The following is a 25325-nucleotide window of genomic DNA, read 5'->3' on the forward strand; positions in this document are numbered from 1 at the left end:
TACATTGATGATCATGAAGCGAGTACTTTTTTTTGTAGCCTTTTTTCATGCCCTGACGCTCATGGGGCAACAGAAGGCAAGGTTTCTGTCTTTGCAGGAAGGACTGTCGAGTCAGCAGGTACTCGATGTCGCACATGATAATCATGGTTTTATATGGATTGCAACAGAATTGGGACTAAACCGGTTCTCTAGCAATTCATTTAAACAGTATTACAAGTCGGGGAAAGCAGATGGAAATTCAATTAACAGCAATGAAATTAATACGCTGTTCTATGACAGTGATCACCTTTACATTGGTACCCGTTCAAATGGCCTCAATGTACTAGATTTAAAAACCAATAAGTTTTCCTACTATCTTCACGATCCTGCAGATCAGCTTTCGATCGCAACAAATGACATTACAGACATCATCAAAGGTAAAAACGGGAAATTATGGTTATCCACCTATCATCAGGGCGTACAGCTTTTTGATCCGATAAAAAAAGAATTCAGGCATTTCAATAGGAAAAGTATTCCCGCTATGCCTGAAAATAGCATCTGGACACTTGTTGAAGACAAAGAAGGACTACTCTATATCGGGCATGTCAGTAAGGGGCTCTCTATTTTAAATACCACAAATAGAAGCGTTGAGTTACTTGATGTCACAAGCACAAAAGGCATATTGCCAGATAATGAGGTAAAAGCCCTGTTTTGCGATAGCAGAGACAATATCTGGATTGGAACCAGAAAAGGATTAGCAGTATACAATCCGTTTACAAAGCAGATGCGGCGCATCCCTCTTGCCGCTATGGCGAGAAACGGAGTTGAGCCTTTTATTTACGCAGTAAAGGAAATCAATGGTTCGATCTGGGTAGGTGCCGAATCATCGCAACTGTTTATCCTCCAGCCTGTATATGGCACCGATAGGGCTATACAGCAGATCAGCGCCATCACTCCGTTTTATCTGGATAGAGGTAATAACTCGTCGGTGCAAAACATTGATCGTGATGAATTTGGCAACGTATGGCTGGCTATTTATAGCGGAGGAGTCGCTTTTTTTGGGCATATAAAACCATTTTTCTCGGTGTTTCCTTCGGTGGAGATCAGCCCGGGTTTAGGAAAGCTGGCAACAGTGACAGGGATTTTGCACGATCGGGGCAACAGCTTATGGCTAGCTACAGCGGGCGACGGCATTCTGCAGTTACAACCTGATGGAAAAGTAATCAGAAGGACCGTACAAAATAGTGGACTCGGGGATAATTTTTTGCTGTCTGGTTTCGAAGACAAGCACAATAATAAATGGTTCGGTTCTCCAAACCGAGGAGTTTCTTTCTTTAATGTAAAAACCAAGAGCTGGCATAAAGTAGATGCAGGGGAAAAAATGTCGTCGGTAAGGGCGATGATAGAAGACAGCCAGGGTAACCTATGGTTCGCCGCACAAGAAGGCTTGTTTATTCACAATCCCGAAAAACAGACCTTCCAAAAATTGGTGATCAATACCCCCATGTTAGGCGATTATTCACCCCGTACGCTTGTTGAAGATAGCAAGGGGTATATTTGGGTAGGTACTTACGGACAAGGTCTCTATGTATTTGACCGCAATCGTAAACTGGTCGGAAGATTTACCCGGGGCCAGGGTATATTCAGCAATACAATAAACCACCTGTTCCGCGACCGTAGCAACAACATCTGGGTTGCGACAAATGAAGGCTTAGCGCTTCAAAGCGCAAATAAGGAATTGGGGAAATTTGAACGTATCAGTATACCTGGATCAGATGCCTGGCTTACGATCAATGCCCTGGCCGAAGACGGCAACGGAAATATTTGGTGCTCAACAAGATTGGGCTTACTTCGTTACCTGCCGGGGGAAAAACGTATCCTGAGCTATGATCAGGCATTTGGTCTGCCTTTAGGAGGCTTCACCAACAACAGCGTTGCCATGGATGCGAAAGGCAAGCTTTTCTTTGGAATGCCGGCAGGCATCTGCTATTTTGAACCTACGGAAATCCCTCTGGATCTCCCGCAATCACCCATCAGGATCAGCCGCTTCATGGTATTTAATACCGGTGAGACACATGCCCAATCCGAAAAATATCCCAACCTCGCTGAAGAGATATGCCTGGAACATGATGAAAATAGTTTCCGGGTGGAGCTTGCCGTCATGGATTATGCCTTGAATGATATGGTAGAGTTTAGTTATAAACTGCAGGGACTGGATAATGACTGGATCTTTCTCGGTAATGAGAAAAACCTCGATTTTCGGAGCATTCCCTATGGGAATTATGAGCTTCGGATTCGTACCCGTCAAAAGAACGAACCCTGGTCTGGTGACTACAAACACCTCTTTATCAAAATTGCTCCGCCATTTTACCTGAGCACCTTGGCAATAGTATTTTATGTCATACTTGTCGCTGCCATCGTATGGACGATCTTTTCTTTTTACGTAAAAAAAGTAAACGCAGAAGCTGAACTCCGGATGAAAAAGCTTCAGCTGGAACAGGACGGACAGCTGCATATGGAAAGGTTGAATTTTTATACCAACATCACGCATGAACTCCGAACACCTTTAACCCTCATTCTTGGGCCCCTGGACAATTTGCTTCATGACGAAAAGTTATTAAAAGGACATAAAGACTGGGTACAGATTGTTCAAAAGAATGCAAACCGGCTTTTCGCCCTGGTCAATCAGTTGCTGGAATTCCGTAAAGTGGAATCCCAGTATAAGCCTTTAGTACTGGGGGAGGCCTTTTTAGGGGAGTTGGTGCAGGACACCGTCCTGAAATATGTAGAGGCAAATCATAAAAAAGAGCTGACCATCAAATGTATTGTCGCGAAGGAGGACATTAAAACTACCTTTGATGCGGAGATTGTGCAATTGATACTGGATAATTTATTATCTAATGCCTGTAAATACACGGCTTCGGGAACTGTGGAAGTGCGTTTGGAGTACGAAAAGGACAGACTGAGTACTTGTGCCCTGATTTACGTGAAAGATACAGGTTGTGGTATTGCGGCTGAACACCTGGATAAAATCTTTGATAAATTTTATCAGGTACCACGCTCCACTGTGCATGGTACTGGTGTTGGTCTCGCTCTGGTCAAAGAGTTGGCAGCCATACACCACGGAAAGATTGCGGTAAAAAGCGAACCGGGAAAAGGGACCGAGTTTTGTGTTCGACTCCTGACCAATACGGTGCTTTCCGAGGGGCAGGTATCCGCAGCTGCGAAAGGATCAGAAAACCACATGACTGCCGCTGGAGATAACCAACGCCCCCTATTATTGTTGGTGGAAGATGATAGTGATCTCAGGGATTATCTTGGCTCCTTGTTAGCGGCTAAATATGAAGTAATACAGGCGGAAAATGGGCAAAATGGTTTTACACTTGCAAAAAGCCGTATCCCGGATCTGATCTTGAGCGATGTCTCCATGCCGGATATGGATGGTTTCCGGATGTTGGAAGCATTGAAGCAGGAACGTGAAACGAGTCACATCCCGATGATATTCTTAACAGCCAGGGATACGGAGCTCGACAAGGAGCGTGGTTACGAACTTGGTGTTGATTCATATTTAACCAAGCCCATTAGTCCTCAGCTCCTCTATAGCCGCATTGAAAATCTGTTGCTCAAACAAAAGGCTGTCTATGCAGAAGTATTGGGCCAGTTGTCATCTCAAAAGAACCAGCGCGGTGCCGGAGCGGTAAAAACAGATACGGAACTTTGGCGGGAAAATGCTTTCGTTCAGGAATTTGCGGGCCTGGTAGAAGCCTGTATACAGGATGAAGTCCTGGACGTGGCTACACTAGCCGATAAAATGAACATGAGCCAGTCTACGCTTTACAGAAAGCTTAAAGGCCTGACCGGAAAAAATATCAATCAGCTCGTACGTAAAGTGAGGATCCAAAAGGCCGCAGAACTGTTACGTGAGGGACAGTACAACATCACTGAAGTGTCTCTGATGGTCGGCATCAACAGCTCTATCTATTTTCGCCAATGTTTTAAAGAAGAATTTGGTCAACTCCCGTCTGAATACCAAAAAGACGCTTTAAAATAGAAAATAAGTCGATTTGACGAAAAACTAAATGTTTATTGACGGATCCGTATATGTTGGCGCATGGCAGAATCGCTTATGTTTGGCTCATTAACCAATATAACCAAATATGAAAATCCTGAAAATTTTTTTTCTCTGCGTAGTGATATGGGGGCTACCCACATATGCTAATGCACAACGTAAGATTTCAGGGCAAGTATTTAACGAGAAAAGCGAACCCCTTGCGGGTGTCACCGTTCTGGTTGAGGGCATGCCAAAAGAAATCACCAACACAGACGGGCAGGGACGCTTCCAGCTTACAACAACAAAAAACACCTTAGTAGTTACTTATGTAGGCTACAAAAATCAGCGTGTCGACATTACGGGCAAAACAAGCGTTTCTATTTTCCTGGAAAGCACGAATGAAGACCTCGATGAAGTGATTGTTGTGGCCTATGGAACACAGAAAAAACGCAACATCACAGGTGCGGTAAGTAACATCAAATCGGAAGATATTGTCCGTTCCTCTTCTACTACCACCGCAGGTGCACTTGCAGGAAAGGTACAAGGTGTGTCTGTACGTGCCAAGGACGCCCGTCCGGGAAGGGGTGCATCGATAGAAATTCGTAATATGGGAAATCCATTGTATGTGATCGACGGTGTAGCTTATGGAGGTGAAGGCGGAACAGACTGGGTGGGAACACAGAATGCTTCGGGCGCTGACATATTCAATGCACTCAATCTGGAAGATATCGAAAGTATTTCCATTCTGAAAGATGCTGCAGCTGCCGTGTACGGTTTCCGGGCCTCCAAAGGAGTAGTGTTAATTACTACTAAGAAAGGCAGGCGTGATGAGACGGCCAGGGTCAATATCAACGGTTACCAGGGCTGGCAAAATTTGACACGTTTTCCGACGATGGCGAATGCCGCACAATATACCAAAGGAATGGTTGAAGCTGCTCAGAATGAAAACCGTGACCCGAACAGTGTTTATACCCCATCAGAACTGGCCAAATGGCAAAATGGGACTGAACCAGGTTATAAAAGTTACGACTATTTTGACATGGTCGTCCGCAAAAATATACCTCAGCGTTACCTGAATGCGAATGTAACCGGAGGGGGCAAAAATTCCAATTACTTCCTTTCCGTTGGTCACATGGATCAGGATGCGATGATGAAAGATTTTTCTTACAAACGAACCAATTTGCAAGCCAATCTGGAGGCCACCATTTTTGAGGGCATGAATATTGGTGCGCAGATTTCGGGTAGACAGGAGGCCACCAAAGATGTGGGTTTACCGGGAGGCGATGGGTATTTTTCTTCTATCCTGGCCATATTCAAGAACAGGCCAACGGTAGGTCCTTACGCAAATGACAATCCTGAATATCCAAATCATACCAATGATTTCTCTTACAATCCGGCAATTTTTAGCCGCGATATTGCGGGTTACAAAGACAATAATTATTTAAGCGGTAATGTTAACCTCTTTGCTTCCTATAAAACCAAATTTGGTCTATCTGCTAAAGGAACAGTGTCTTACAATTACACCAATAATAAATTTGATGGTTTCCAGTACACTTATGATGTGTATCGGTATACGAATGATGCTTATACCCGCACAGGTGGAACCGATAGTCGCTGGCGGTATAAAACTGACCGTGTAGCCATATCAAGATTCGGACAATTTCAGTTAGACTATACCAAACAATTAGGCGATCATAATTTCTCTGCGATGGTAGGTTATGAAAGATCTGATTGGGACAGGACATACAATGCGCTGGGTGCCAATCCCTCCAGTAATTTCATTTCGTTGATGAAGCTTTCGGAGGTCAATGGTTTAGACGACAGCTGGAGTTACGAAGCCAGGGCAGGCTATATAGGCCGGATAAGCTATAATTTCAAAGGCAAATATTTATTAGAAGTATTAGGCCGTTATGACGGGTCGTACTTATATTATCAAGGCAAGGAATGGGGCTTCTTCCCTGGTGCAACTTTGGGCTGGCGAATTTCGGATGAACCCTTTTTCAAGCCCATCAAAGGAATTGTTAATGACATGAAAATCCGGGCTTCAGTAGGACAAACCGGATTAGAAGAGGGAGTAGGCATGCATGGCTATCTCGCAGGTTACAACTTTGCCCAAGGTAGTGCGGTACTAGATGGCAAGTATTACCCGGGTGTTCAACCCCGTCCCTTAGCAACAAGGAACCTTTCCTGGGTTAAAAATACAACATACAATATTGGTGTAGACATGGGGATGTTCGAAAATAAACTTACGATCACCGCCGATGCTTTTAAAATCATCCGTACTGGCTATCCTGCCAGAAAATATGATGTTTTGTTACCCAGCGAGGTGGGGTATGAATTACCAAACGAAAACCTGAATAAAAATGGCTACTATGGTGCTGAAGGTATCATCACCTATTCTAGTAATATTGGAGAACTGGGGTATACAGTAAGTGCAAATGCCACTTACTCCAGATTTAAAGCATTGGAATCTTATAAACCTCGTTTCAGTAATTCCTGGAATGAATATAGAAACTCTGCTGAAGAACGCTGGGGCGGTACCTGGTGGGGGTATCAGGTAGTGGGGCAATTTCAATCCGTTGAGCAGATCAATAACCACCCGATCAATAATGATGGTTCAAATAACAGAACACAACTGCCGGGAGATTTGATCTACAAGGACGTAAACAATGATGGCGTGATCAATGGAATGGACGAGCGTCCGATCGGTTATCCAACAGGCTGGGCACCAATGATGAATTTTGGTGGCCGTATTGGTCTCAACTGGAAGGGCATCGATCTCAATATTGATTTTGCAGGAGGTGCTATGCAGTCCTGGTTCCAGGACTATGAACTGAGAAATGCTTTTCACGGTGGTGGCAATTCACCTGCCTACCTGTTGGAAGACAGGTGGCATCGCGCAGATCCTTACGATCCAAACAGTGAATGGATCCCAGGTCGTTATCCAGCCATTCGTAATGGCAATAGTGGTAATAATGGCAAAAACAGCGATTTCTGGCTTACCAATGTCAGATATCTGCGTGTAAGAAATCTGGAACTTGCGTATAGTTTGCCTAAACTGATTACCGAAAAGGTTAAAGCAGAAAAAATCAGGGTATACATCAATGCATCTAACTTACTGTCATTTGACAATGTGAAAGATTACCAGATTGATCCCGAAATTGAAGCCCGGGCAGCAGTAGTTTACCCGCAGCAAAAAGTTTTTATGGTTGGTTTCAACGTTACTTTTTAAACCAGCTCCATCATTAAAACCAGAACACAATGAAAAAAATTTATATAGCTATGTTGCTCTCCTGTCTGAGTTTGAGCAGCTGTAAGCATGAGGATTGGTTTAACCGTGATCCTAAAGGTATCATCACCGACGCCCAACTATGGAATGAACCGTCACTATTAATTTCCATGTTGGGAAATTACTACGACAGGTTACCCAGTTTACATGGCGTATTCAATACAGGTGGTATGACAGAACTGGATGATGCCATGTGGTCGGGACATCGGGACCAGAACTGGAGAAATGACTTTCAATTCGGGAATGATTACGGCCGTTATTGGGATTATGGGCTGATCCGGGACCTTAACCTTTCCCTGGAGAACCTAAAAACACAAAGTGTAAAACTCAAAGAAGAGGATAAGCGTCTTTTTACAGCAGAACTGCGTTTCATCCGTGCGTTTGTCTACTTTGAGATGGTCAAACGCATGGGAGGGGTACCCATTGTAGAAAAACAGCTTGTTTACGACTTCAGCGGCGACCCTACTCCCCTGCAAATTCCCCGCGCGAAAGAGTACGAGGTATATGATTACATTTTTAAAGAAATGGAAGCCATTAAAGACGACCTTGCAGCAAACAACGCCAGTAAAACCAGGGCTAACAAATATGTTGCACTAGCTTTGGAAAGCCGGGCGATGTTGTATGCGGGATCTATAGCCAAATACAACAACCTGATGGCGGCCCCTTTGAGCACTCCCGGAGCTGAAGTCGGCATCCCTGCTTCAATGGCTGATCAGTATTATGCAAAATCACTAAAAGCTTCAAAAGAAATCATCGCCGGGCCATATGTCTTGTATAATGAAAATCCTGATAAGGGTGCGAACTTCTACGACATGCTGAATAAAAAAACTGGATCTGAAGTGATTTTCGCAAAAGATTTTATCACCAGTCTTAAGGTACACCGTTTCACTTACGATAACATCATCCGCAGCATGACCGAAGACAATGAATCCTCTTCAACTATTTCGCCGTCATTGAGCTTTGTAGAAAGCTTCAATTATCTGGATGGAAGTAACGGCAGGTTGCGCGATAAAGATGGTGCCGGTAATTTCATTGCCTATACCGGAATCAGTGACATCTTTGCAAATAAAGATGCCCGTTTATATGGTTCGGTGATCTATCCAGGCACGACGTTCAAAGGCAATCCAGTTAAAATACAAGCCGGGGTAGCAGTTTGGAATAACGGAACATATCAGTTTACAACCTCTGCAGAATTGGGGAAAAATTATGAAGATGGACAACTGTGGACCGGATTTGATGGCCCGAAGAATGATGCTCAGGATGTCAGTAATACCGGTTTTTACATCCGCAAATTTGTAAGTGATGCACCTGCTGCCAGTACCAGGGGAACATCGGCAACCAACTGGTGGCCATGGTTCCGCTTGGGAGAAATTTACCTGAACGCCGCTGAAGCTGCATTTGAAACTGGCCAGCCTGAAGCCCTGGGCTACATCAATGCCTTGCGTCAGCGTGCAGGTTTCCCTGCAAATAGCCTCAGCGCCCTAACCACGAACATCATTCGCAACGAGCGTCGCGTTGAGCTTGCTTTTGAAGATCACCGTTATTTTGATCTGAAGAGATGGCGAATTGCCCATTTGGTATGGGATGGTTCGGAAACCGATGCAAATTCTGTAGTGATGGGACTTTATGCCTATCGTGTAGTACGGCCTGGTCATCCTGACAATGGTAAATACATTTATCAACGCATCAGACCTACTCGTTTCAGGAGAGCACGTTTCTTCCAAATGTTTAACTATTATACATTTATCGCCCAAAGTGTGTTGGACAACAATCCAAAAATTGTGCGAAATCCATTACAATAAACTTTTCTATTATGAAACTGAATATATTATTGACACTTAGCGCAGCTGCCGGATTATTATTGTCAGGCTGCGAATATGATAATTTTAATGCACCCGAATCGATGCTGACAGGTAGGGTTGTTTATGATGGAAAGGCGATCAGCGTACGCAATAATGGGCCTCAGCTGGAGTTGTGGCAGGATGGCTTTGCGCTTAAATCAAAAATTGAGGTTTTCCTTGATCAGGACGGAACATTTTCAGCTCAATTGTTCGATGGACAATATAAGCTGGTCAGACGGGGAGATGCCCCCTGGCTGCAACAAGCAACAGATACCATTATTGTAAATGTTAAAGGAAATACCAGTATTGACGTACCCGTTACTCCTTACTTTAATTTTACGAGCGACAGTTACCAAAAATCTGGTAACTCGATAACAGCCCAGTTTGTGGTCAATAAAGTGGTACCCACAGCAAATGTGGAGTTGGTACGTTTATATCTTGGAAAATCGATACTGACAGATCAGGTTCAAAGGGAGCATCTTCAGGATGGAAATGTGGGAACTCTGGTGTTCGGGCAGCAGGCCACGATAACCACAAATATTCCAGATAACCTTAAAAACCTGGATTATATTTATGCCAGACTGGGCATCAAAGCCACAGCTTCCAGTGAATATGTCTACACACAAGTACAAAAAATAGCGTTAAAATAACCATTGCTGATGACAAGAAAACACTCAATTCTGCGCCTGATTCTTTTTATCTTTTTAAACACCGCCTTTATTGGCAGTACTTTTAGTCAAGGCTATAAATCCGGCTCCGCAGAAAAAGATTTTGCAGGATATTTGTTTACCTACTTCAAAGGAAATGCGCTGAAAGATGAGGCTGTTTGCTATGCCATCAGCACCGATGGATACAACTATCGCGCATTAAATAATAATGAGCCCGTTATAGATTCGAAAGCCGTCAGTTCTACTGGCGGCGTTCGCGATCCACACATCCTTCGCGGAGCGGATGGCCGCTCGTTCTACATGGTGCTGACAGATATGACTTCCTCCAAAGGATGGGACTCTAACCGGGCCATGGTCCTGATGAAGTCTGATGACCTGCTGAACTGGAAACATACCGTCATCAATATTCAGCAACGATACAAAGGGCATGACGACCTCAAAAGGGTATGGGCACCACAAACCATATTCGATCCGGCAACACAAAAGTATATGGTATACTGGTCTATGCAACATGGAGCTGGTCCGGACATTATCTACTATGCTTACGCCAATAGTGATTTTACCGATTTTGAAACGGAGCCCAAAGTATTGTTCCATCCGAAAAGTGGCAGATCCTGCATCGATGGCGACATCATCAACAAAAATGGATTGTTTTACCTGTTTTATAAAACTGAAGGCGATGGAAATGGCATAAAGCTAGCCATCACTGATTCCCTGACTTCCGGTAAATGGATTCAACAGGCCGGTTATAAACAGCAGACAAGAGATGCCGTGGAAGGATCCGGAGTATTTAAGCTGAACCAATCCGACAAGTACATCCTGATGTATGATGTATACAGTAAGGGAAAATATCAGTTCTGTGAAAGTTATGACCTGGATAACTTCAAGGTGATAGACCATGAAGTTACAATGGATTTCCATCCCCGCCATGGTACCATCATTCCGGTCTCCCGTAAGGAACTGAAAAGCCTGACCGACCGTTGGGGCATACCGAAGGGAATGGAGCTGACACTCAAAACGAACCCGGTGCTCGATGGATTTTATGCGGATCCAGATGTGCTGTATTCCAATAAAACTAAAAAATACTACATCTATCCAACCAGCGATGGTTTCGATGGATGGGGCGGCTTTTACTTTAAAACCTTCTCCTCTTCGAATCTGAAAAACTGGACGGATGAAGGGGTAATTCTTGACTTGAAGAAAGATGTGAGCTGGGCCGATCGTAATGCCTGGGCACCTACCACCACCGAGAAAAAAGTTAAAGGCGACTACAAATATTACTTTTATTTTACCGCTGCGCAAAAGATCGGTGTTGCAGTTTCAGATCAGCCCAGCGGTCCATTCATCGATTCGGGGAAACCCCTCATTAATTTTAAACCTGAGGGCGTAAAAGGTGGACAGGAAATCGATCCCGCAGTATTTACCGATCCAAAAACAGCGAAGAGTTACCTCTACTGGGGTAACGGATATCTCGCTGTAGCTGAGTTAAATAAAGATATGGTGTCAATGAAAAAGAATACCATAAAAGTATTGAAGACCGATAAAACCTTCAGGGAAGGCTGTTATGTGTTTTACCGTAAAGGGACCTATTATTTCCTTTGGTCGGAAGACGATACCCGCAGTGAGAACTATCGAGTACGTTACGGAACTTCGAAATCGCCGCTCGGCCCGATCGACATTCAGGAAAATAACCTGATCCTTCAGAAAGATCCTGCTCAGGGTATTTTTGGAACGGGCCATAATTCTGTATTGCAGATTCCCGGAAAAGATGAATGGTATATGGTTTACCATAGGTTTAATTATCCGGAGGGAATATCTATGGGTGATGCCGCAGGCTTTAACCGCGAAGTCTGTATGGACCAGATGTATTTCGACGAACAAGGACACATTATACCCCTTAAGCCAACGCATTAAATTAAACCGCATGATGAAATTTATTAAAACCTCGATTTTTGCTTTCACAGTCTGGTTAGGAGCCCCTGGAGCTATTTTCGCACAGGCGGGATTTGGACAAGCTGAAAAGATCAACGCCGACTGGCATTTCCACCTGGGGGACGTAGATGGTAAAAATCTGTTGGAATATAACAACTCCTGGAAAAGTATACAGTTACCGCACGACTGGAGTGTGAAGCAGACCTTCAGCCCGACCTTTGCCAGTGCTTCCGGATATCTTCCGGGGGGAATAGGCTGGTATCAAAAGAAACTTACCCTGGCGAAAGCAGATCAGGGCAAAAAGCTATTCCTCTATTTTGAGGGCGTGTACAACCGCAGTGAGGTTTTTGTAAACGGGCATTCCGTAGGTAAACGTCCGAACGGTTACATTTCATTCGGCTATGACATTACGCCTTATGTTAAATCTGGAACGGAGAACCTGATTGCTGTTCGGGTAGACCATAGTCAGGACGCGGACTCCCGCTGGTACACAGGTTCCGGAATCTACCGCGATGTCTGGCTGATCAGGGCAAATTCTGTCCATCTGGAGCAATGGGGAGTGTATGCCTATCCTGAAGTAAAAGGGAAAAAAGGTAAGCTGCACATCGAAACAGAACTGGTCAATGCCTCAGCGAAAGCGGCCGACCTCTCGGTACTCAACGAACTGCTGGATCAAAAAGGACTGGTTGTCGCGAAGAAAGTCTCCAAAACTATACTTACCGCAGGCAACAAAAATCAGCTCAAATCCACTTTGGAGGTAGATCAGCCAAAGTTATGGAGTGTGGCGAGTCCAGACACCTATACCCTCCGTACCACAGTTACGCAGGGGAAGCAAGTAGTAGACAAGTCCTTCGTGGTCACAGGCTTCCGTACTTTTACTTTTGATCCCGATAAAGGTTTCGCTCTGAATGGAGAGCCAATGAAGGTAAAGGGGGTATGTATACACCATGATTCAGGTGTGCTTGGTGCCGAAATGTATCCAAATGTATGGCGCCGCAGATTACTGACCTTAAAGTCGCTAGGTGTCAATGCAATCCGGACCAGTCACAACCCTCAGGCTTCGGCATTGTATGCCCTGTGCGATGAATTAGGGTTGCTGGTGATGGACGAAGCTTTTGACGAATGGGAGTTCCCGAAGCGCAAATGGCTTCAGGGATGGAATGTCGGAGTGCCCGGATTTCAGGGGTCCTTTGACCATTTTAAGGAGTGGGGCGAAAGGGACCTTGCAGATATGGTTAGACGTGACCGTAACCACCTCTCCATATTTGCCTGGAGTATTGGTAACGAAGTGGATTACCCGAACGATCCTTACTCTCATCCTGTACTTGCAGGAACAAAGGAAGGTGGTTTTACACAGCCCATTTTTGGTGGCTATAAGAAGGATGCGCCTGATGCCATGCATCTAGGCGATATCGCTAAAAGACTTGCTGCCGTAGTCAGAAAGTACGACACAAGTCGCCCGGTAACTGCTGGCCTCGCCGGAGTCGCCATGTCTAATGAAACAGCATACCCAGGTGTACTGGATATTGCAGGTTACAATTACACAGAAAGCAGGTACCAGCAGGACCATAAAAAGTATCCGACACGGGTCATTTTCGGTAGTGAAAACCGTCACGACTTTGATGCCTGGAAGGCTGTTAAGGACAATGAACATATTTTGGGACAGTTTCTATGGACAGGAATAGATTATCTGGGCGAATCCGGTCGCTGGCCTTCACGCGGCTTTTATTCCGGACTGCTTGATTTCGCGGGATTTATCAAACCCCGGGGCTATTTTCGTCAGTCACTATGGTCAGATAAACCCATGGTCTATCTTGGTACCTACCCGCTCCGTGGTGGCGGGGCCGCAATTGATGCATGGTCTGTGCTGGAAGCAGAACAGGGCAAACAAAAAAATGAAGCTCCTTCAATGGATGCCTGGCCCATATGGAATTATCAAAATGGACAGCTAATCCGGGTGGTTTGTTATACCAATGCGGAAAATGCAAGATTGGAGCTGAATGGGAAAGTCGTAGGGAAAACGAAAGCCTACGATCAGAAACAGGGCATCATCTATTGGGATATTCCTTTTGCTTCAGGGAAACTGGAAGTGGTGGGGATGGACATGAAAGGAAAAGAGACTACTCGCCACCAACTGCAATCCAGCAAACGCCAGCAAGTTATTAAAATAGTACAAGGGGAGGAGATGCAGGTTGAAGCCAGAAATGGTCTGGCTCAGCTAGAGCTTCAGATTGTTGATGAAGATGGTATTCTTGTACCAAATTCGGATGATGAGATCACCTGCGAAATCGCCGGAAACGGACGATTGCTTGGGATGGAGGCGGGGAACAATGCAGATATGAGTGATTATACGGATAACAAACAACGTGTTTTCCATGGTAAGATGATTGTTTATATACAAACCAATGGTCAGCCATCAGATGAGGTGTCGCTGCGGTTTACTGCGCAATGGCTTAAAACCGCAACGATAAAAATAAAACTCCTGTAGCGCATTGCTACAGGAATGATCTAATCCACGTTTCAATCCTTTGAATGTTTTTTGTTCTAATAGACTTTATTTAGATAGTCGACCCTTTTGTTAAAAAATGTTAAATGCATTTGAAAATTTTATTTTGTTTTTTTGATTTGTTCCGTCAAATTAAAATATCGGACAGACATTTTTTTAAGCTATTATTATAAATTCTAGTGTTCAGATCATGTTAGCAAAATTCTCACTTACCAATTTCTGCGAAAGGTTCAGATCTTTATTGTTTTTCCTATCCCTTTTTGCATCTCAAGAGGCATTACATGCCCAAACTCCAGCGGCAAGCATCGATGGTCAATCCAGTTTTACGGCAAAGTTGATCAATATCGAAGCTGCTACGAATGAAACATTTCGTTACAATACAACCTTGCATAATGGGGCTGGAAAAGCGACTGTATTCGAATTCAAAACTAATTTGCCTATTGGCTGGGTGATCAGCTATAAGGTGGATGGTAACCAGGTTACTTCCCTCAACATGGATCCGGGGAGCACGCGTGATGTATCCATAGAAGTTAATGCGTCGGCAACTACGACACCAGGCAAATATAAGCTACCAGTAAAGGCAATAGTTAATGCCGATACGCTATCTCTAAATCTAGAGGCTGTAGTAAAGGGATCCTATGGAATAACATTGACTACACCAAGCGGAAAATTGAGTGAAGAGTTGACCTCTGGCAGCCATAAGGAAATCCATTTGGAGGTAAAGAATTCAGGCACACTACCCTTGAACGATATTGATTTCTCTTCGCAGTTACCTACCAATTGGGAAGCAACTTTTGAACCTTCAAAAATTAAGCAATTGGAGCCAGGGAAGACATTAGCCATAACGGCAAAACTTAAAGTTCCTGATAAAACGATTGCGGGAGATTACGCCGCTACCTTTACTGCAACAAATAGCAATGGTAATTCTCAGGCCGCCTTTAGAATGGTAGTGACAACCTCGTTGCTTTCTGGATGGATCGGTATATTGGTTATCCTTTTGGCCGTTGCTCTGGTGTATTATCTGATCCGCAAGTACGGTAGAAGATAGAAAGATGAAAGATCCTATTATACAACTTAAGGGCCTGACCAAATGTTATGGCTCACAAAAGGCTGTCGATGATTTGAGCCTCGACATTTATAAGGGAGAGATTTTTGGACTATTGGGCCCAAATGGCGCAGGTAAAACGACGACCATATTGATGATGTTGGGGCTTACCGATCCAACAAGTGGTTCTGCATTTGTCTGTGGTTACAACGCAACTAACAACCCCATTTCTGTGAAAAGAAAGGTAGGCTATATGCCGGATACCTTAGGTTTCTATGATAACATGACTGCGCTGGAAAACCTGGTGTACATTGCAAGACTGAACGGCCTGGCCGAAAAGGAAATCATGAAGCGCGCAATAGAGGTTATGGAGATCGTTGGGCTTTCCTCAGCTATGAATAAGCGAACATCGACTTTTTCCCGTGGCATGAAACAGCGATTAGGTCTGGCTGATGTGTTAATTAAGGAACCCGATGTGATCATCCTTGATGAACCGACGCTTGGGATAGATCCTAATGGTGTGCGGGAATTTCTGACATTAATAAAGCGCTTAAGTAAAGAGCAGGAATTGACCGTTTTGCTTTCCTCACATCATTTGCATCATGTGCAACAAGTATGCGATAGGGTGGGGATCTTCGTGAAAGGCAAACTATTGGCCCAGGGTAATATTGATACTTTATCAGGAAACTTGTTTAGCAATAAGGGGCATGTGGTATCCGTTACTTTAGCGCAAGTCGTTCCACAAGCCTGGCCATTAGCGCAGGAACTTAGACAATGGGAGACTATTGAGCAGATCACAATAAATAAAAAGACGATAGAATTTGAGTGTAAGCAGAACATCACGCCAGCACTGGTCCGTTTTTTTGTCGAAAAGGAATATGATATTCTTGGCGTACATCAAAAAGACTATGGTCTGGATGACATCTATCAAAAATATTTTGAGGACATTAATTAAAGAAAATGAAGAGTCAATCACTTTCCAGCCCTTTTAGTGTAATGGTTCACAAGGAAATGGCAGACCATATTCGAAGCTGGCGATTTATCGTACTGATTGGGTTGATCATACTAACATTTGTTGCATCGATGTACGTATCCCTGAGTAATATCCGATCGGCTATGGGTAATGCCAATGATCCAGATCGCAGTTTTTTATACCTTAAATTGCTAACTACCACAGATAATTCTATACCTCCTTTTCACGTTTTTTTAAGTTTTCTGGCCCCCTTATTGGGTATCAGTCTGGGATTCGATGCGATCAATGCCGAACAGAATAGCGGGACGTTGACAAGGCTGCTGGCACAGCCTATTTACAGAGATAACTTGTTATTAGCCAAGTTTGTGAGTGCCCTTATTATGGTTGGGGGATTATTCTTAATCCTGGCTATGCTGATGATAGGAGGCGGGCTGGTTTTGACCGGGGTCAGAATGGAGCCAGCCGAGCTGTTGCGGATCTTAGGATTCATAGTGATTAGCATATTCTATGTAGGCTTTTGGTTGAGTTTGTCAATTGTTCTGTCAATCAAATTCAAGCAAGCCGCAACTTCAGCCCTTACGGCTATAGGCATATGGTTGTTTTTTACGGTATTTTATCAAATTGTTGTCAACCTGATCATCAGATCTTTTTTACCGGATCCAACATTTTTGACGCAAGATCAAATTCTGCGTTACAATGAGTTTATCCTGGGTTTATTGCGCATTGCACCTAATCAGCTTTATACAGATGCGAGTACCACGATGCTGATGCCTTCCGTTCGAAGTCTTGGCCCGATGACAATGGAGCAGATGGCTGGGGCAATACCTGCACCTCTGCCATTCAGGGAAAGCCTAATGGTGGTATGGCCACAAGTAAGCGGTTTGATAGGGGCGACTGTAGCTTGCTTTGCGCTGTCCTACTATTTGTTCATGCGTCGCGAGATTCGGAGTTAAGGGTATGTTTCCCCAATGATAATGCGAAAATTGCTTTTCTTTCACTCTGGACGGTTTGCAACAGCGTTTCAATTTTGAATTTTAACTGGATATGGTCCTCCAGGAAACTCAGTTCTATTTTTTTCTCTGAGGCTACAGTAATCATACCTAAAGTTTGAATGAGTTTCTGGATGTCATTTTTTAAATCCCAATAATGATGTGTTAATTTTTCCAATCGTTCTGAAAAATTAACGTCATTAGGCGATTGGATCTTGGTTTGACTAAGCTTTTTTAAAAAAATAAGCTCAGTCGCAAAAAAATCAAGGTCTGCTAACCATTGCTTGCCCGTCAGATAAAGTTCCTGCAACTCGGCGTCTAGTTCGTTGTCTTCTATTGATGTTGTCATGGCTAAGAAATAATATGTAAATTTTGAGTTTTTATTTCTTTGTTAGGCTGATATCAATCAGGTTTTAGCATGATACTCATCATTAAGTCGCATCTATTTAGTCATTACTTTTACCCTTAGAATAACAAGAGAGGTAACAGGATGAAACAGGTACTAAGTATTGTGTTAATTTTAGTTTTAAGCGCACAATGCCTGATCCAATTGGGACTAGTGGCCAGTTATCAATTCCATAAAGAATATATCGTTAAATCGCTTTGCATAAATAGAAACAGGCCTGAAATGCATTGTGAAGGAAAGTGTTTCTTGAAAAAAAGGTTAGCTGATGCCGAAAAAAACGAGCGGCAAGGTTCTGGAATAGAGAAGCAATTGGAGATACCTTTGTTCCTTATCGTTGTTGATGAACGTACTGCTGTTGGATCATTTGTTATCGCGGAAAGCAATATAACGCTGATTACGAATTATAAGCATATTATCTATATCAATATATTTCATCCCCCTTCAACTCGCTTTGCCTAAGCGATTTTCGTTAGCATATGTTGCTAGTGGACCAATTGCTATCTAGAATTTTTCACCACGATAATTTGCTTTTTCGCAAGCGAAGCGGCTGTTTTATGCTTTTTAATATTAAATCATCATGAAAAAACTATATGCTTTTGTCTTTTTACTGGCCATTTTAACTGCCTGTAAAAAAGATGTAGACAATGAAAATATTACTGACCCTAAAGAGGGGCTAAAAAAAATCTCAGAAGCTTATGCACCTGGGATATCTACCAAAATAGAGTTATGGGCTAAAAGTAGCCTTACAACAGGATATAACCAATTATTTGTGGCACTTTATGATTCTGTTTCCAACCAAACGATCACTAAGGCTGAGGTTAAAGTCCTGCCAGTAATGGATATGGAAATGAATGGAATGCACATGTCTCATTCAGCACCCAGCGTGCAACCGGAAAGCGATCGGGCCGAAAACACCTTGTTTCCTCTTGCGGCAGTTTTTACGATGCCGGGTAACACCGACCAAAATAAATGGTCTCTTGAAGTGACCATTAAAAGAGATGGACAAAATAAGACTGGTACTGCTAGATTGGCAGCGGAAGTCGGATCTTCCTCGCCTGAGCGGGTAAAAATGCTGACGACCGCAGAAGGCGATAAACTGGTGGTTGCTTACTTTTTTCCTATCCATCCAAAAATCGGAATAAATGAGCTTGAAATGATCATTTATCGTCAGCAGGATAAGATGAGTTTTCTCCCCGCTGATAACTACCTCCTGACCATTACACCTGAAATGCCCGCTATGGGGCATGGTTCTCCCAACAATGTCAATCCTGTGTATACAAAAAATGGGTATTACAAAGGAAAGGTTAATTTTACCATGACAGGCGACTGGAGGATCAATTTGGACTTGGCCAAGGCAGGACAGAAAAACACTACATTTTTTGACCTTACTTTTTAAGGATATGTGCTATTCTTTTCAGTTTGTTATGGCTATTATTTTGGTGCTTTCCACATCGACAGCTATGGCGCAGACTCAGCAGGACAGTGTGATCAGAGAACTGTCCTTAAAAGAGATCGAGATACACAGCACCAGGAAAAGTAAACAACCTAGAACCACTTTTTATCAATCATCTATGCTAGCCAGTACGGAGGATATTCTGGCCAGAGTGGAAGGCGTAAATTTGATCAGACGCGGACCTATTGGTATGGAGCCGGTTTTAAGAGGTTTTTCTGCAGGACAGATTAACGTTGTCATTGATGGAATGAGGATTTTTGGTGCCTGTACGGATAAGATGGATCCAGTAACGATTTATACAGAACCTGTAAATCTAAAAAGTATTGACATTAAGTACGGTGGAGATGGTATTGGAATGGGGGCGACTATTGGTGGGACGTTAAATTTAAAATTGGCTGATGCCCTGATCGATTCCAATGCCAGATTTAGGGGAAGTCTTGCTTCAGGATATTATTCGGCTGCTACCGCCGTACAAAACGCAGTAGTGATGAATTATAGTGAGAAAAAATGGGCCATTCGGTTTAGTGGTGTGTATCGGAAAGGGGGAGATTATACAGATGGCAGAAATAAAAAAGTCGATTTTTCACAATACGGCAAAGTGAATACCAGTGTTTCCGGAAAATACCTGCTCAACAAAAATAGCACGATAAAAGCAGATTTTTTATTGGATGATGGCTGGAATATAGGATTTCCAGCATTACCCATGGATGTGGGCTATGCGAAAGCCAGAATTGCTTCTGTTACTTACGAGCGGAATAATTCTTCCGAATTCCTGCAGGAGCTGGAAGCTAAAATTTACACAAATTCTGTCCGCCATGCTATGGATGACACACAAAGACCTGCCATCGCTATGCATATGGATATGCCTGGACAAAGCCATACGATGGGTGCTTTTCTCCAGTTTCGACTTCAAAAGATGGGGATACATGCCATTAGGGTAAAATCGGACTTTTATTACAATTCCGTTCATGCTGATATGACGATGTATCCCAAGGACGCAGCACCAATGTTCATGCTTACCTGGCCAAAAAATCATCAGATGGTAACTGGGCTCTTTGTAGAGGATGAAATGTATCTGTCAAACAACAGCCGACTTGGTCTGAAATTAAGGATCGAGGCGGCCAATGCGAAAGTTACCGATGAAATGGGACAGGATCAGTTTTCTGTTTTAGGGTACGATGTACATGGGCCAGTTAACAGAATCTTGAAAAATGCGAACATCAGTTATACCCGGTTTCTGAGTTCAATGTTTACGGTTTATTTAAGCACGGGTTTTAATGAAAGATTTCCGACTACGTCTGAAAGGTATGGTTTCTATCTATTTAACCAGATGGACAATCATGATTATGTGGGGAACCCTTTGTTGAAAAATGAACAGGCCTGGAATACGGAGTTTAATCTGCTGTGTGCCACAAAAGATTGGTCCTGGAAGTTAAGTGCTTTCAGCAGTCGGGTAGCGCATTATATCATGGGAAGAACACAGCCTGATTTAAGTGTGATGACTACCGGCGCTTCTGGTGTGCGTTCCTATGAAAATATTCCTTCGGCCAGGCTTTTCGGTGCTGAAAGCAGTTTTAATTACCAATTGCTGAATCGACATTTGACATTCAACAACACCTGGAAATGGCTACGAGGCAAAGACAATGAAAATACCCCGCTACCGCTGATTTCTCCTTTAAAAATCATGACTAGTGTTCGTTTCAAGCATCGAACTTTGTTTTTTCAGGTGGAGAATGAAATCAGCTCGAAGCAAAGTGAGATCAATGTCGATTTCGGTGAAGGCGTAAGCCCGGCATATACCCTGTTCCATATCAGGACTGGTTATGGCATTGTCATGAAAAGGCATAAACTAGATTTTTCCCTGGGTATTGAAAATCTATTGAACAAAGCCTATGCTGACCACCTGGACTGGGGAACAACCTTAAGACCTGGGAGGAATATTTATGGTTTGCTGACTTTAAAATTTTAAGTAATTACTAATCTTAAAAACTATGATTGATGAAAATTTATTAGCTCAGTTTGGATCTAAGCTTGCCAGTTTTGATAAGGGGGAAGTTTTGTTTAATCAAGGTGATATGCCCAGATACTATTTTCAAATCCTTAGTGGGGCGATAAAAATGAATAATTTTAATGATGAAGGAAAGGAATTTGTTCAGGGACTTTTTAGTGAAGGTGATAGTTTTGGCGAACCCCCGCTTTTTCTTAAAGATACTTATCCTGCCAATGCAGTAGCGATTGTATGTTCGAAAGTTTTTCTTTTACCGAAGGATAAATTTATGGAATTGCTAATGGCTAACCCAGAGATTCACCTCAACGTGACGACGAATTTAGCAAAGCGGCTTTATTATAAATCTATCATGGCTTCAGAGATTTCCTCCCAGGAACCTGAACACCGGGTACTAAAGCTAATGGATTACTTTAAAACAAAAATAGATAAAGTGCCACCTGGTAGTAAGTATAAGGTCGAAATTACCAGACAGCAAATAGCCGACCTTACCGGATTAAGAGTGGAAACAGTCATCCGTTCTATAAAATCACTCGAAAAGAAGGGTGAATTGGTCATCAGTAACCGCAAAGTTTACTTGTAAACTTTATGATTTCACTCATAAAGCCCAGCCTCAGGAGCTGGTAACTTTGATGATAATTTATAACTATTAATTGTCAAAAAAATAACCAACAATGAAAAAAATACTGAATAACACCGTACTTGTCTTCGCCTTAAGTTTTGCACTTTCTTCTTGTGGAGGAAATTCAGAAAAAGAATCCACAGCAGCACAATCTGCAGCAGCAACCGTAAAAGCTGAACCTGTAAAGCCTGTTGAGCCTGAAATGAGCAATGTGCTAGCCCTGGAAGGAAATGATCAAATGCAGTACAATCAAACCGAGTTTAAAATTGCTGCGGGACGGTCTGTTACTTTAACACTTAAACACACAGGTACACTGGAGAAGAATGCAATGGGACACAACTTCGTTTTACTAAAGCAAGGCACTGATATGAATGCTTTCGCAAAAAAAGCGATGGAGGCAAAAGACAATGATTACATTCCTAAATCCGAAAGTGCCAGTGTCATTGCACATACGAAACTTCTTGGTGGCGGGGAATCAGATACCATAACTTTTACGGTTACTGAAAAAGGTACATATGATTTTATATGCTCTTTCCCTGGCCATATTTCTATGATGAAGGGTAAACTGATTGTAGAATAAAGAACCTAAAACACATATAAAGTGAATAGAGAACGAAAACTTTGGATTGGATTTGCATTGGTAATGGGTATTTCCTTTGCCATTCTGGGCTATTTCGGTTATGAAATATATCAGCAGTCTCCACCCATACCAGAAAAGATTATTTCTGCAGAGAACAAAACTATTTTTACGGAAGCGGAGATAAAAGATGGTCAGAACATCTGGCAAAGCATAGGTGGACAGGAGGTCGGTTCTATCTGGGGCCACGGTGCGTATGTGGCTCCTGATTGGACAGCCGACTGGCTGCACCGCGAAGCGGTCTTTATCCTGGATAAGTATGCAAAGAAGGACTTTAATACCAACTTTGATGCATTAACGGAGGAGCAGAAAGCAGGACTAAAAATCAGGCTCCAGCAGGATTTGCGCAAGAATACCTTTAATGCGCAGACCAATACGATAACCGTCTCGAACGACCGGATGGCAGCGATTGCTTATTTAAGCGATTACTACAAGGGGTTATTTATGGACGACCCAAAATTTGACCAGCTGCGTCACGATTATGCAATTCCAAAAATGTCGATTAAGGATACGGAAAGGATGCATAAAATGAATGCCTTTTTCTTTTGGGCAACCTGGGCAACAGTAACAGAAAGGCCGGGTTCCAAAATATCTTATACGCACAACTGGCCCTCTGATGAACTGGTTGGAAACGTGGCAACCTCAAATTTATTAATCTGGTCGGGTGTCAGCATCATCTTGTTGATTTTCTGTATCGGAGTGTTGGTTTTTTATCACGTAAAATCAGGTGAAGATGAACATTTCGAAACACCTGCAGCCGATCCGCTATTGAAACAGGGCATGACGCCGTCAATGTTCATGATTAAAAAGTATTTCCTTGTCGTCAGTTTATTGATCGTGCTGCAAGTGGTTATGGGAGTAATCACGGCGCATTATGGAGTAGAAGGAAACGGCTTTTACGGAATTCCTCTGGATAAGTTTCTGCCTTATGCAGTCACCAGAACCTGGCATACCCAGCTGGCAATTTTCTGGATTGCAACCGCATGGCTCGCAACAGGATTATACATTGCTCCGGCAGTATCCGGTAAAGATCCTAAATTCCAGGTTTTCGGAGTAAATTTTCTCTTCGTTGCCTTGTTAATTATTGTATTAGGCTCGATGGCAGGACAGTGGATGGGGGTAATGCAAAAGCTCAATTTGATTCAAAACTTTTGGTTTGGTCATCAGGGCTATGAGTACGTAGATCTGGGTAGGTTTTGGCAGGTGTTTTTGTTGATTGGCCTGTTTTTATGGCTGGCACTGATGGTTAGGCCTTTGCTTCCCGTCCTTAGGAAAAAAACAGCTGAAAAAAATCTGATCATTATGTTCCTGATCTCTTGCACTGCAATAGCCTTATTTTATGCTGCTGGGTTAATGTGGGGAAGACAAACCAATCTTGCTATTGCTGAATACTGGCGGTGGTGGGTTGTTCACCTTTGGGTGGAAGGATTCTTCGAGGTGTTTGCTACTGTTGTTATTGCCTTTCTTTTCGTCCGTTTGGGTTTACTAAAGACTAAAACCGCAACTTTAAATGTGATCTTTTCAACTATTATCTTTATGTCGGGCGGAATATTAGGTACTTGCCACCATTTATACTTTTCTGGAACTCCCGTTGGTGTAATGGCATTTGGTGCGACTTTTAGTGCACTGGAGATTGTTCCACTCGTGCTAATTGGTTATGAAGCCTATCACAATTACAGACTTTCAAAATCCACAACATGGCTCAGGGATTATAAATGGCCAATCTATTTTATGATTGCAGTTGCTTTCTGGAATTTCCTGGGGGCAGGTGTATTTGGCTTTATTATTAATCCTCCAATAGCGTTGTATTATGTGCAGGGATTGAACACAACCCCTTTGCATGGGCATACAGCTTTGTTCGGGGTTTATGGAATGCTTGGGATCGGATTGATGCTCTTTGTATTGAGAAGTCTTTACAGGCATGAAGTGTGGAACGAGAAACTGATGAAATTTATTTTTTGGGCCACCAACGTCGGGTTGTTAGCTATGGCGTTATTAAGCCTTTTGCCGGTAGGGATCTGGCAGGCCATAGCCAGCATAGAACATGGAATGTGGTATGCCCGCTCCAGCGAACTCATGCAGCAACCTGGAATGGTTACACTAAAATGGCTCAGAGCAATTGGTGACACGATATTTGGGCTCGGCATTTTGGCCCTGTGTTATTTCGTTTTTGAAATATCATTTAGGGAAAAAAGCAGAATGGGCAAGGCCTAATAAATACATAGAATTAAAACATTTTACCTCAAATGAAGGATCCAGCTCCAATATATAACATCACACCGTTCACCTTACTGGATTATCCAGATAAGGTAGCCTGTGTCGTTTGGTTTGCAGGCTGCAACATGCGTTGTGTGTACTGTTACAAACCACACATTGTTTTGGGCAAAGGATCAATCAACTTTGAAAAAGTGCTGGAATTCCTGAAGTCGAGGAAAGGGATTCTGGAAGGAGTGGTCCTGAGTGGAGGTGAATGCACCATGCACAGTAAAATAATTTGGCTGATAAAAGAGATAAAGGCGATGGGGTTCTTTATAAAACTCGATACCAACGGATCACGGCCACTGATGATAGAGCATCTGGTTACTTTGGGCCTGGTGGATTATATTGCTTTAGACTTTAAGGTAATGCCTGATAAATTTGAAGAGATAACGGGTTCAAATCTATTCGAGAATTTTGAACGTACCTTAAGTTTTTTAGTCGCATCGGAGCAAGAATTTGAAGTGCGGACTACTGTTCATTCCGATTTGATCAAGGAGAAAGATTTTGGAGATATGGTCCGGTACCTGAGCTTGATGAAATATACAGGTACCTATTATATCCAGAACTCCGTTAACGGTGTTCCTACAATTGGCAATTTAGGTTACTCTTATAATCAATTGAAAGGCATTGCTTGCCCCAAGCATAATATAAAAGTTGTTTTCAGGTAAAT

Annotated in this window: 17 protein-coding genes; 16 read left to right on the forward strand and 1 reads right to left on the reverse strand. The window is 43.0% G+C overall.

Going from position 1 to position 25325, the window contains the following annotated elements; genetic code table 11:
* The first annotated feature begins 13 nt into the window (after window positions 1-13).
* The 9 genes from BLS35_RS00070 to BLS35_RS00110 all read left to right on the forward strand — a co-directional run bounded on the left by BLS35_RS00070 (window position 14) and on the right by BLS35_RS00110 (window position 17237).
* Window positions 14-4030, forward strand: a complete 4017-nt coding sequence (locus tag BLS35_RS00070) for a hybrid sensor histidine kinase/response regulator transcription factor (protein ID WP_165973198.1) — start codon at window positions 14-16, stop codon at window positions 4028-4030.
* A 106-nt stretch (window positions 4031-4136) separates the two neighbouring features.
* Window positions 4137-7262: a SusC/RagA family TonB-linked outer membrane protein gene (locus BLS35_RS00075; RefSeq protein ID WP_090776752.1), complete on the forward strand. Its 3126-nt coding sequence runs from the start codon at window positions 4137-4139 to the stop codon at window positions 7260-7262.
* 29 nt (window positions 7263-7291) lie between these two features.
* Window positions 7292-9121, forward strand: a complete 1830-nt coding sequence (locus tag BLS35_RS00080; RefSeq protein WP_090776753.1) for a RagB/SusD family nutrient uptake outer membrane protein — start codon at window positions 7292-7294, stop codon at window positions 9119-9121.
* 11 nt (window positions 9122-9132) lie between these two features.
* The gene (locus tag BLS35_RS00085; RefSeq protein ID WP_090776754.1) at window positions 9133-9810 is read left to right on the forward strand and encodes a DUF3823 domain-containing protein; all 678 of its coding nucleotides are present in this window, start codon (window positions 9133-9135) and stop codon (window positions 9808-9810) included.
* Window positions 9811-9819: 9 nt separating this feature from the next.
* Window positions 9820-11742 (forward strand): glycoside hydrolase family 43 protein, encoded by a 1923-nt coding sequence (locus tag BLS35_RS00090; RefSeq protein ID WP_090776755.1) that lies wholly within the window; start codon window positions 9820-9822, stop codon window positions 11740-11742.
* Between the two features lie 10 nt (window positions 11743-11752).
* Window positions 11753-14248, forward strand: a complete 2496-nt coding sequence (locus tag BLS35_RS00095) for a glycoside hydrolase family 2 TIM barrel-domain containing protein (RefSeq protein ID WP_207909071.1) — start codon at window positions 11753-11755, stop codon at window positions 14246-14248.
* Window positions 14249-14456: 208 nt separating this feature from the next.
* On the forward strand, window positions 14457-15314 hold the full coding sequence (locus tag BLS35_RS00100; RefSeq protein ID WP_090776756.1) for a COG1470 family protein: 858 nt from the start codon (window positions 14457-14459) through the stop codon (window positions 15312-15314).
* Window positions 15315-15318: 4 nt separating this feature from the next.
* Window positions 15319-16266, forward strand: a complete 948-nt coding sequence (locus BLS35_RS00105) for an ABC transporter ATP-binding protein (RefSeq protein ID WP_090776757.1) — start codon at window positions 15319-15321, stop codon at window positions 16264-16266.
* A gap of 5 nt (window positions 16267-16271) precedes the next feature.
* A complete protein-coding gene (locus BLS35_RS00110) occupies window positions 16272-17237 on the forward strand; it encodes an ABC transporter permease (RefSeq protein ID WP_090776758.1) in 966 nt (321 codons plus the stop codon).
* Here the strand turns inward: BLS35_RS00110 and BLS35_RS00115 are convergent.
* Window positions 17212-17622 (reverse strand): hypothetical protein, encoded by a 411-nt coding sequence (locus BLS35_RS00115; protein ID WP_090776759.1) that lies wholly within the window; start codon window positions 17620-17622, stop codon window positions 17212-17214. The two genes, BLS35_RS00110 and BLS35_RS00115, sit on opposite strands and share 26 nt — an antisense overlap.
* Before the next feature lie 141 nt (window positions 17623-17763).
* On the opposite strand from BLS35_RS00115, the gene BLS35_RS00120 reads away from it, so the two are divergent.
* The 7 genes from BLS35_RS00120 to BLS35_RS00150 all read left to right on the forward strand — a co-directional run bounded on the left by BLS35_RS00120 (window position 17764) and on the right by BLS35_RS00150 (window position 25323).
* Window positions 17764-18138 carry a hypothetical protein gene (locus BLS35_RS00120; RefSeq protein ID WP_090776760.1) on the forward strand — a complete coding sequence of 125 codons (375 nt, stop codon included), beginning with the start codon at window positions 17764-17766 and terminating at the stop codon, window positions 18136-18138.
* A gap of 118 nt (window positions 18139-18256) precedes the next feature.
* Window positions 18257-19075, forward strand: coding sequence for a FixH family protein (locus BLS35_RS00125; RefSeq protein WP_090776761.1), 819 nt, complete (start codon window positions 18257-18259; stop codon window positions 19073-19075).
* A 28-nt stretch (window positions 19076-19103) separates the two neighbouring features.
* Complete coding sequence (locus BLS35_RS00130) at window positions 19104-21101, forward strand: TonB-dependent receptor domain-containing protein (RefSeq protein WP_165973197.1); 1998 nt, start codon at window positions 19104-19106, stop codon at window positions 21099-21101.
* Window positions 21102-21123: 22 nt separating this feature from the next.
* The gene (locus BLS35_RS00135; protein WP_090776763.1) at window positions 21124-21720 is read left to right on the forward strand and encodes a Crp/Fnr family transcriptional regulator; all 597 of its coding nucleotides are present in this window, start codon (window positions 21124-21126) and stop codon (window positions 21718-21720) included.
* A gap of 91 nt (window positions 21721-21811) precedes the next feature.
* Window positions 21812-22339, forward strand: a complete 528-nt coding sequence (azu, locus tag BLS35_RS00140; protein ID WP_090776764.1) for an azurin — start codon at window positions 21812-21814, stop codon at window positions 22337-22339.
* 21 nt (window positions 22340-22360) lie between these two features.
* Window positions 22361-24610, forward strand: coding sequence for a nitric-oxide reductase large subunit (locus BLS35_RS00145; RefSeq protein ID WP_090776765.1), 2250 nt, complete (start codon window positions 22361-22363; stop codon window positions 24608-24610).
* A 32-nt stretch (window positions 24611-24642) separates the two neighbouring features.
* Entirely contained in the window at window positions 24643-25323 is a 681-nt protein-coding gene (locus tag BLS35_RS00150; protein WP_090776766.1) for an anaerobic ribonucleoside-triphosphate reductase activating protein, read from the forward strand.
* Window positions 25324-25325 lie beyond the last annotated feature (2 nt).

The organism is Pedobacter sp. ok626 (genome assembly GCF_900100435.1).
Taxonomy (GTDB): Bacteria; Bacteroidota; Bacteroidia; order Sphingobacteriales; family Sphingobacteriaceae; genus Pedobacter.

Bases quoted from the DNA above. Each gene is read 5' to 3' on its own strand.
- BLS35_RS00115 (WP_090776759.1), bottom strand. From the start codon at position 17,622: ATGACAACATCAATAGAAGACAACGAACTAGACGCCGAGTTGCAGGAA.
- BLS35_RS00120 (WP_090776760.1), top strand. From the start codon at position 17,764: ATGAAACAGGTACTAAGTATTGTGTTAATTTTAGTTTTAAGCGCACAA.
- BLS35_RS00075 (WP_090776752.1), top strand. From the start codon at position 4,137: ATGAAAATCCTGAAAATTTTTTTTCTCTGCGTAGTGATATGGGGGCTA.
- BLS35_RS00135 (WP_090776763.1), top strand. From the start codon at position 21,124: ATGATTGATGAAAATTTATTAGCTCAGTTTGGATCTAAGCTTGCCAGT.
- BLS35_RS00125 (WP_090776761.1), top strand. From the start codon at position 18,257: ATGAAAAAACTATATGCTTTTGTCTTTTTACTGGCCATTTTAACTGCC.
- BLS35_RS00150 (WP_090776766.1), top strand. From the start codon at position 24,643: ATGAAGGATCCAGCTCCAATATATAACATCACACCGTTCACCTTACTG.
- BLS35_RS00090 (WP_090776755.1), top strand. From the start codon at position 9,820: ATGACAAGAAAACACTCAATTCTGCGCCTGATTCTTTTTATCTTTTTA.
- BLS35_RS00105 (WP_090776757.1), top strand. From the start codon at position 15,319: ATGAAAGATCCTATTATACAACTTAAGGGCCTGACCAAATGTTATGGC.
- BLS35_RS00110 (WP_090776758.1), top strand. From the start codon at position 16,272: ATGAAGAGTCAATCACTTTCCAGCCCTTTTAGTGTAATGGTTCACAAG.
- BLS35_RS00070 (WP_165973198.1), top strand. From the start codon at position 14: ATGAAGCGAGTACTTTTTTTTGTAGCCTTTTTTCATGCCCTGACGCTC.
- BLS35_RS00095 (WP_207909071.1), top strand. From the start codon at position 11,753: ATGATGAAATTTATTAAAACCTCGATTTTTGCTTTCACAGTCTGGTTA.
- BLS35_RS00100 (WP_090776756.1), top strand. From the start codon at position 14,457: ATGTTAGCAAAATTCTCACTTACCAATTTCTGCGAAAGGTTCAGATCT.
- BLS35_RS00085 (WP_090776754.1), top strand. From the start codon at position 9,133: ATGAAACTGAATATATTATTGACACTTAGCGCAGCTGCCGGATTATTA.
- BLS35_RS00130 (WP_165973197.1), top strand. From the start codon at position 19,104: ATGGCTATTATTTTGGTGCTTTCCACATCGACAGCTATGGCGCAGACT.
- azu (WP_090776764.1), top strand. From the start codon at position 21,812: ATGAAAAAAATACTGAATAACACCGTACTTGTCTTCGCCTTAAGTTTT.
- BLS35_RS00080 (WP_090776753.1), top strand. From the start codon at position 7,292: ATGAAAAAAATTTATATAGCTATGTTGCTCTCCTGTCTGAGTTTGAGC.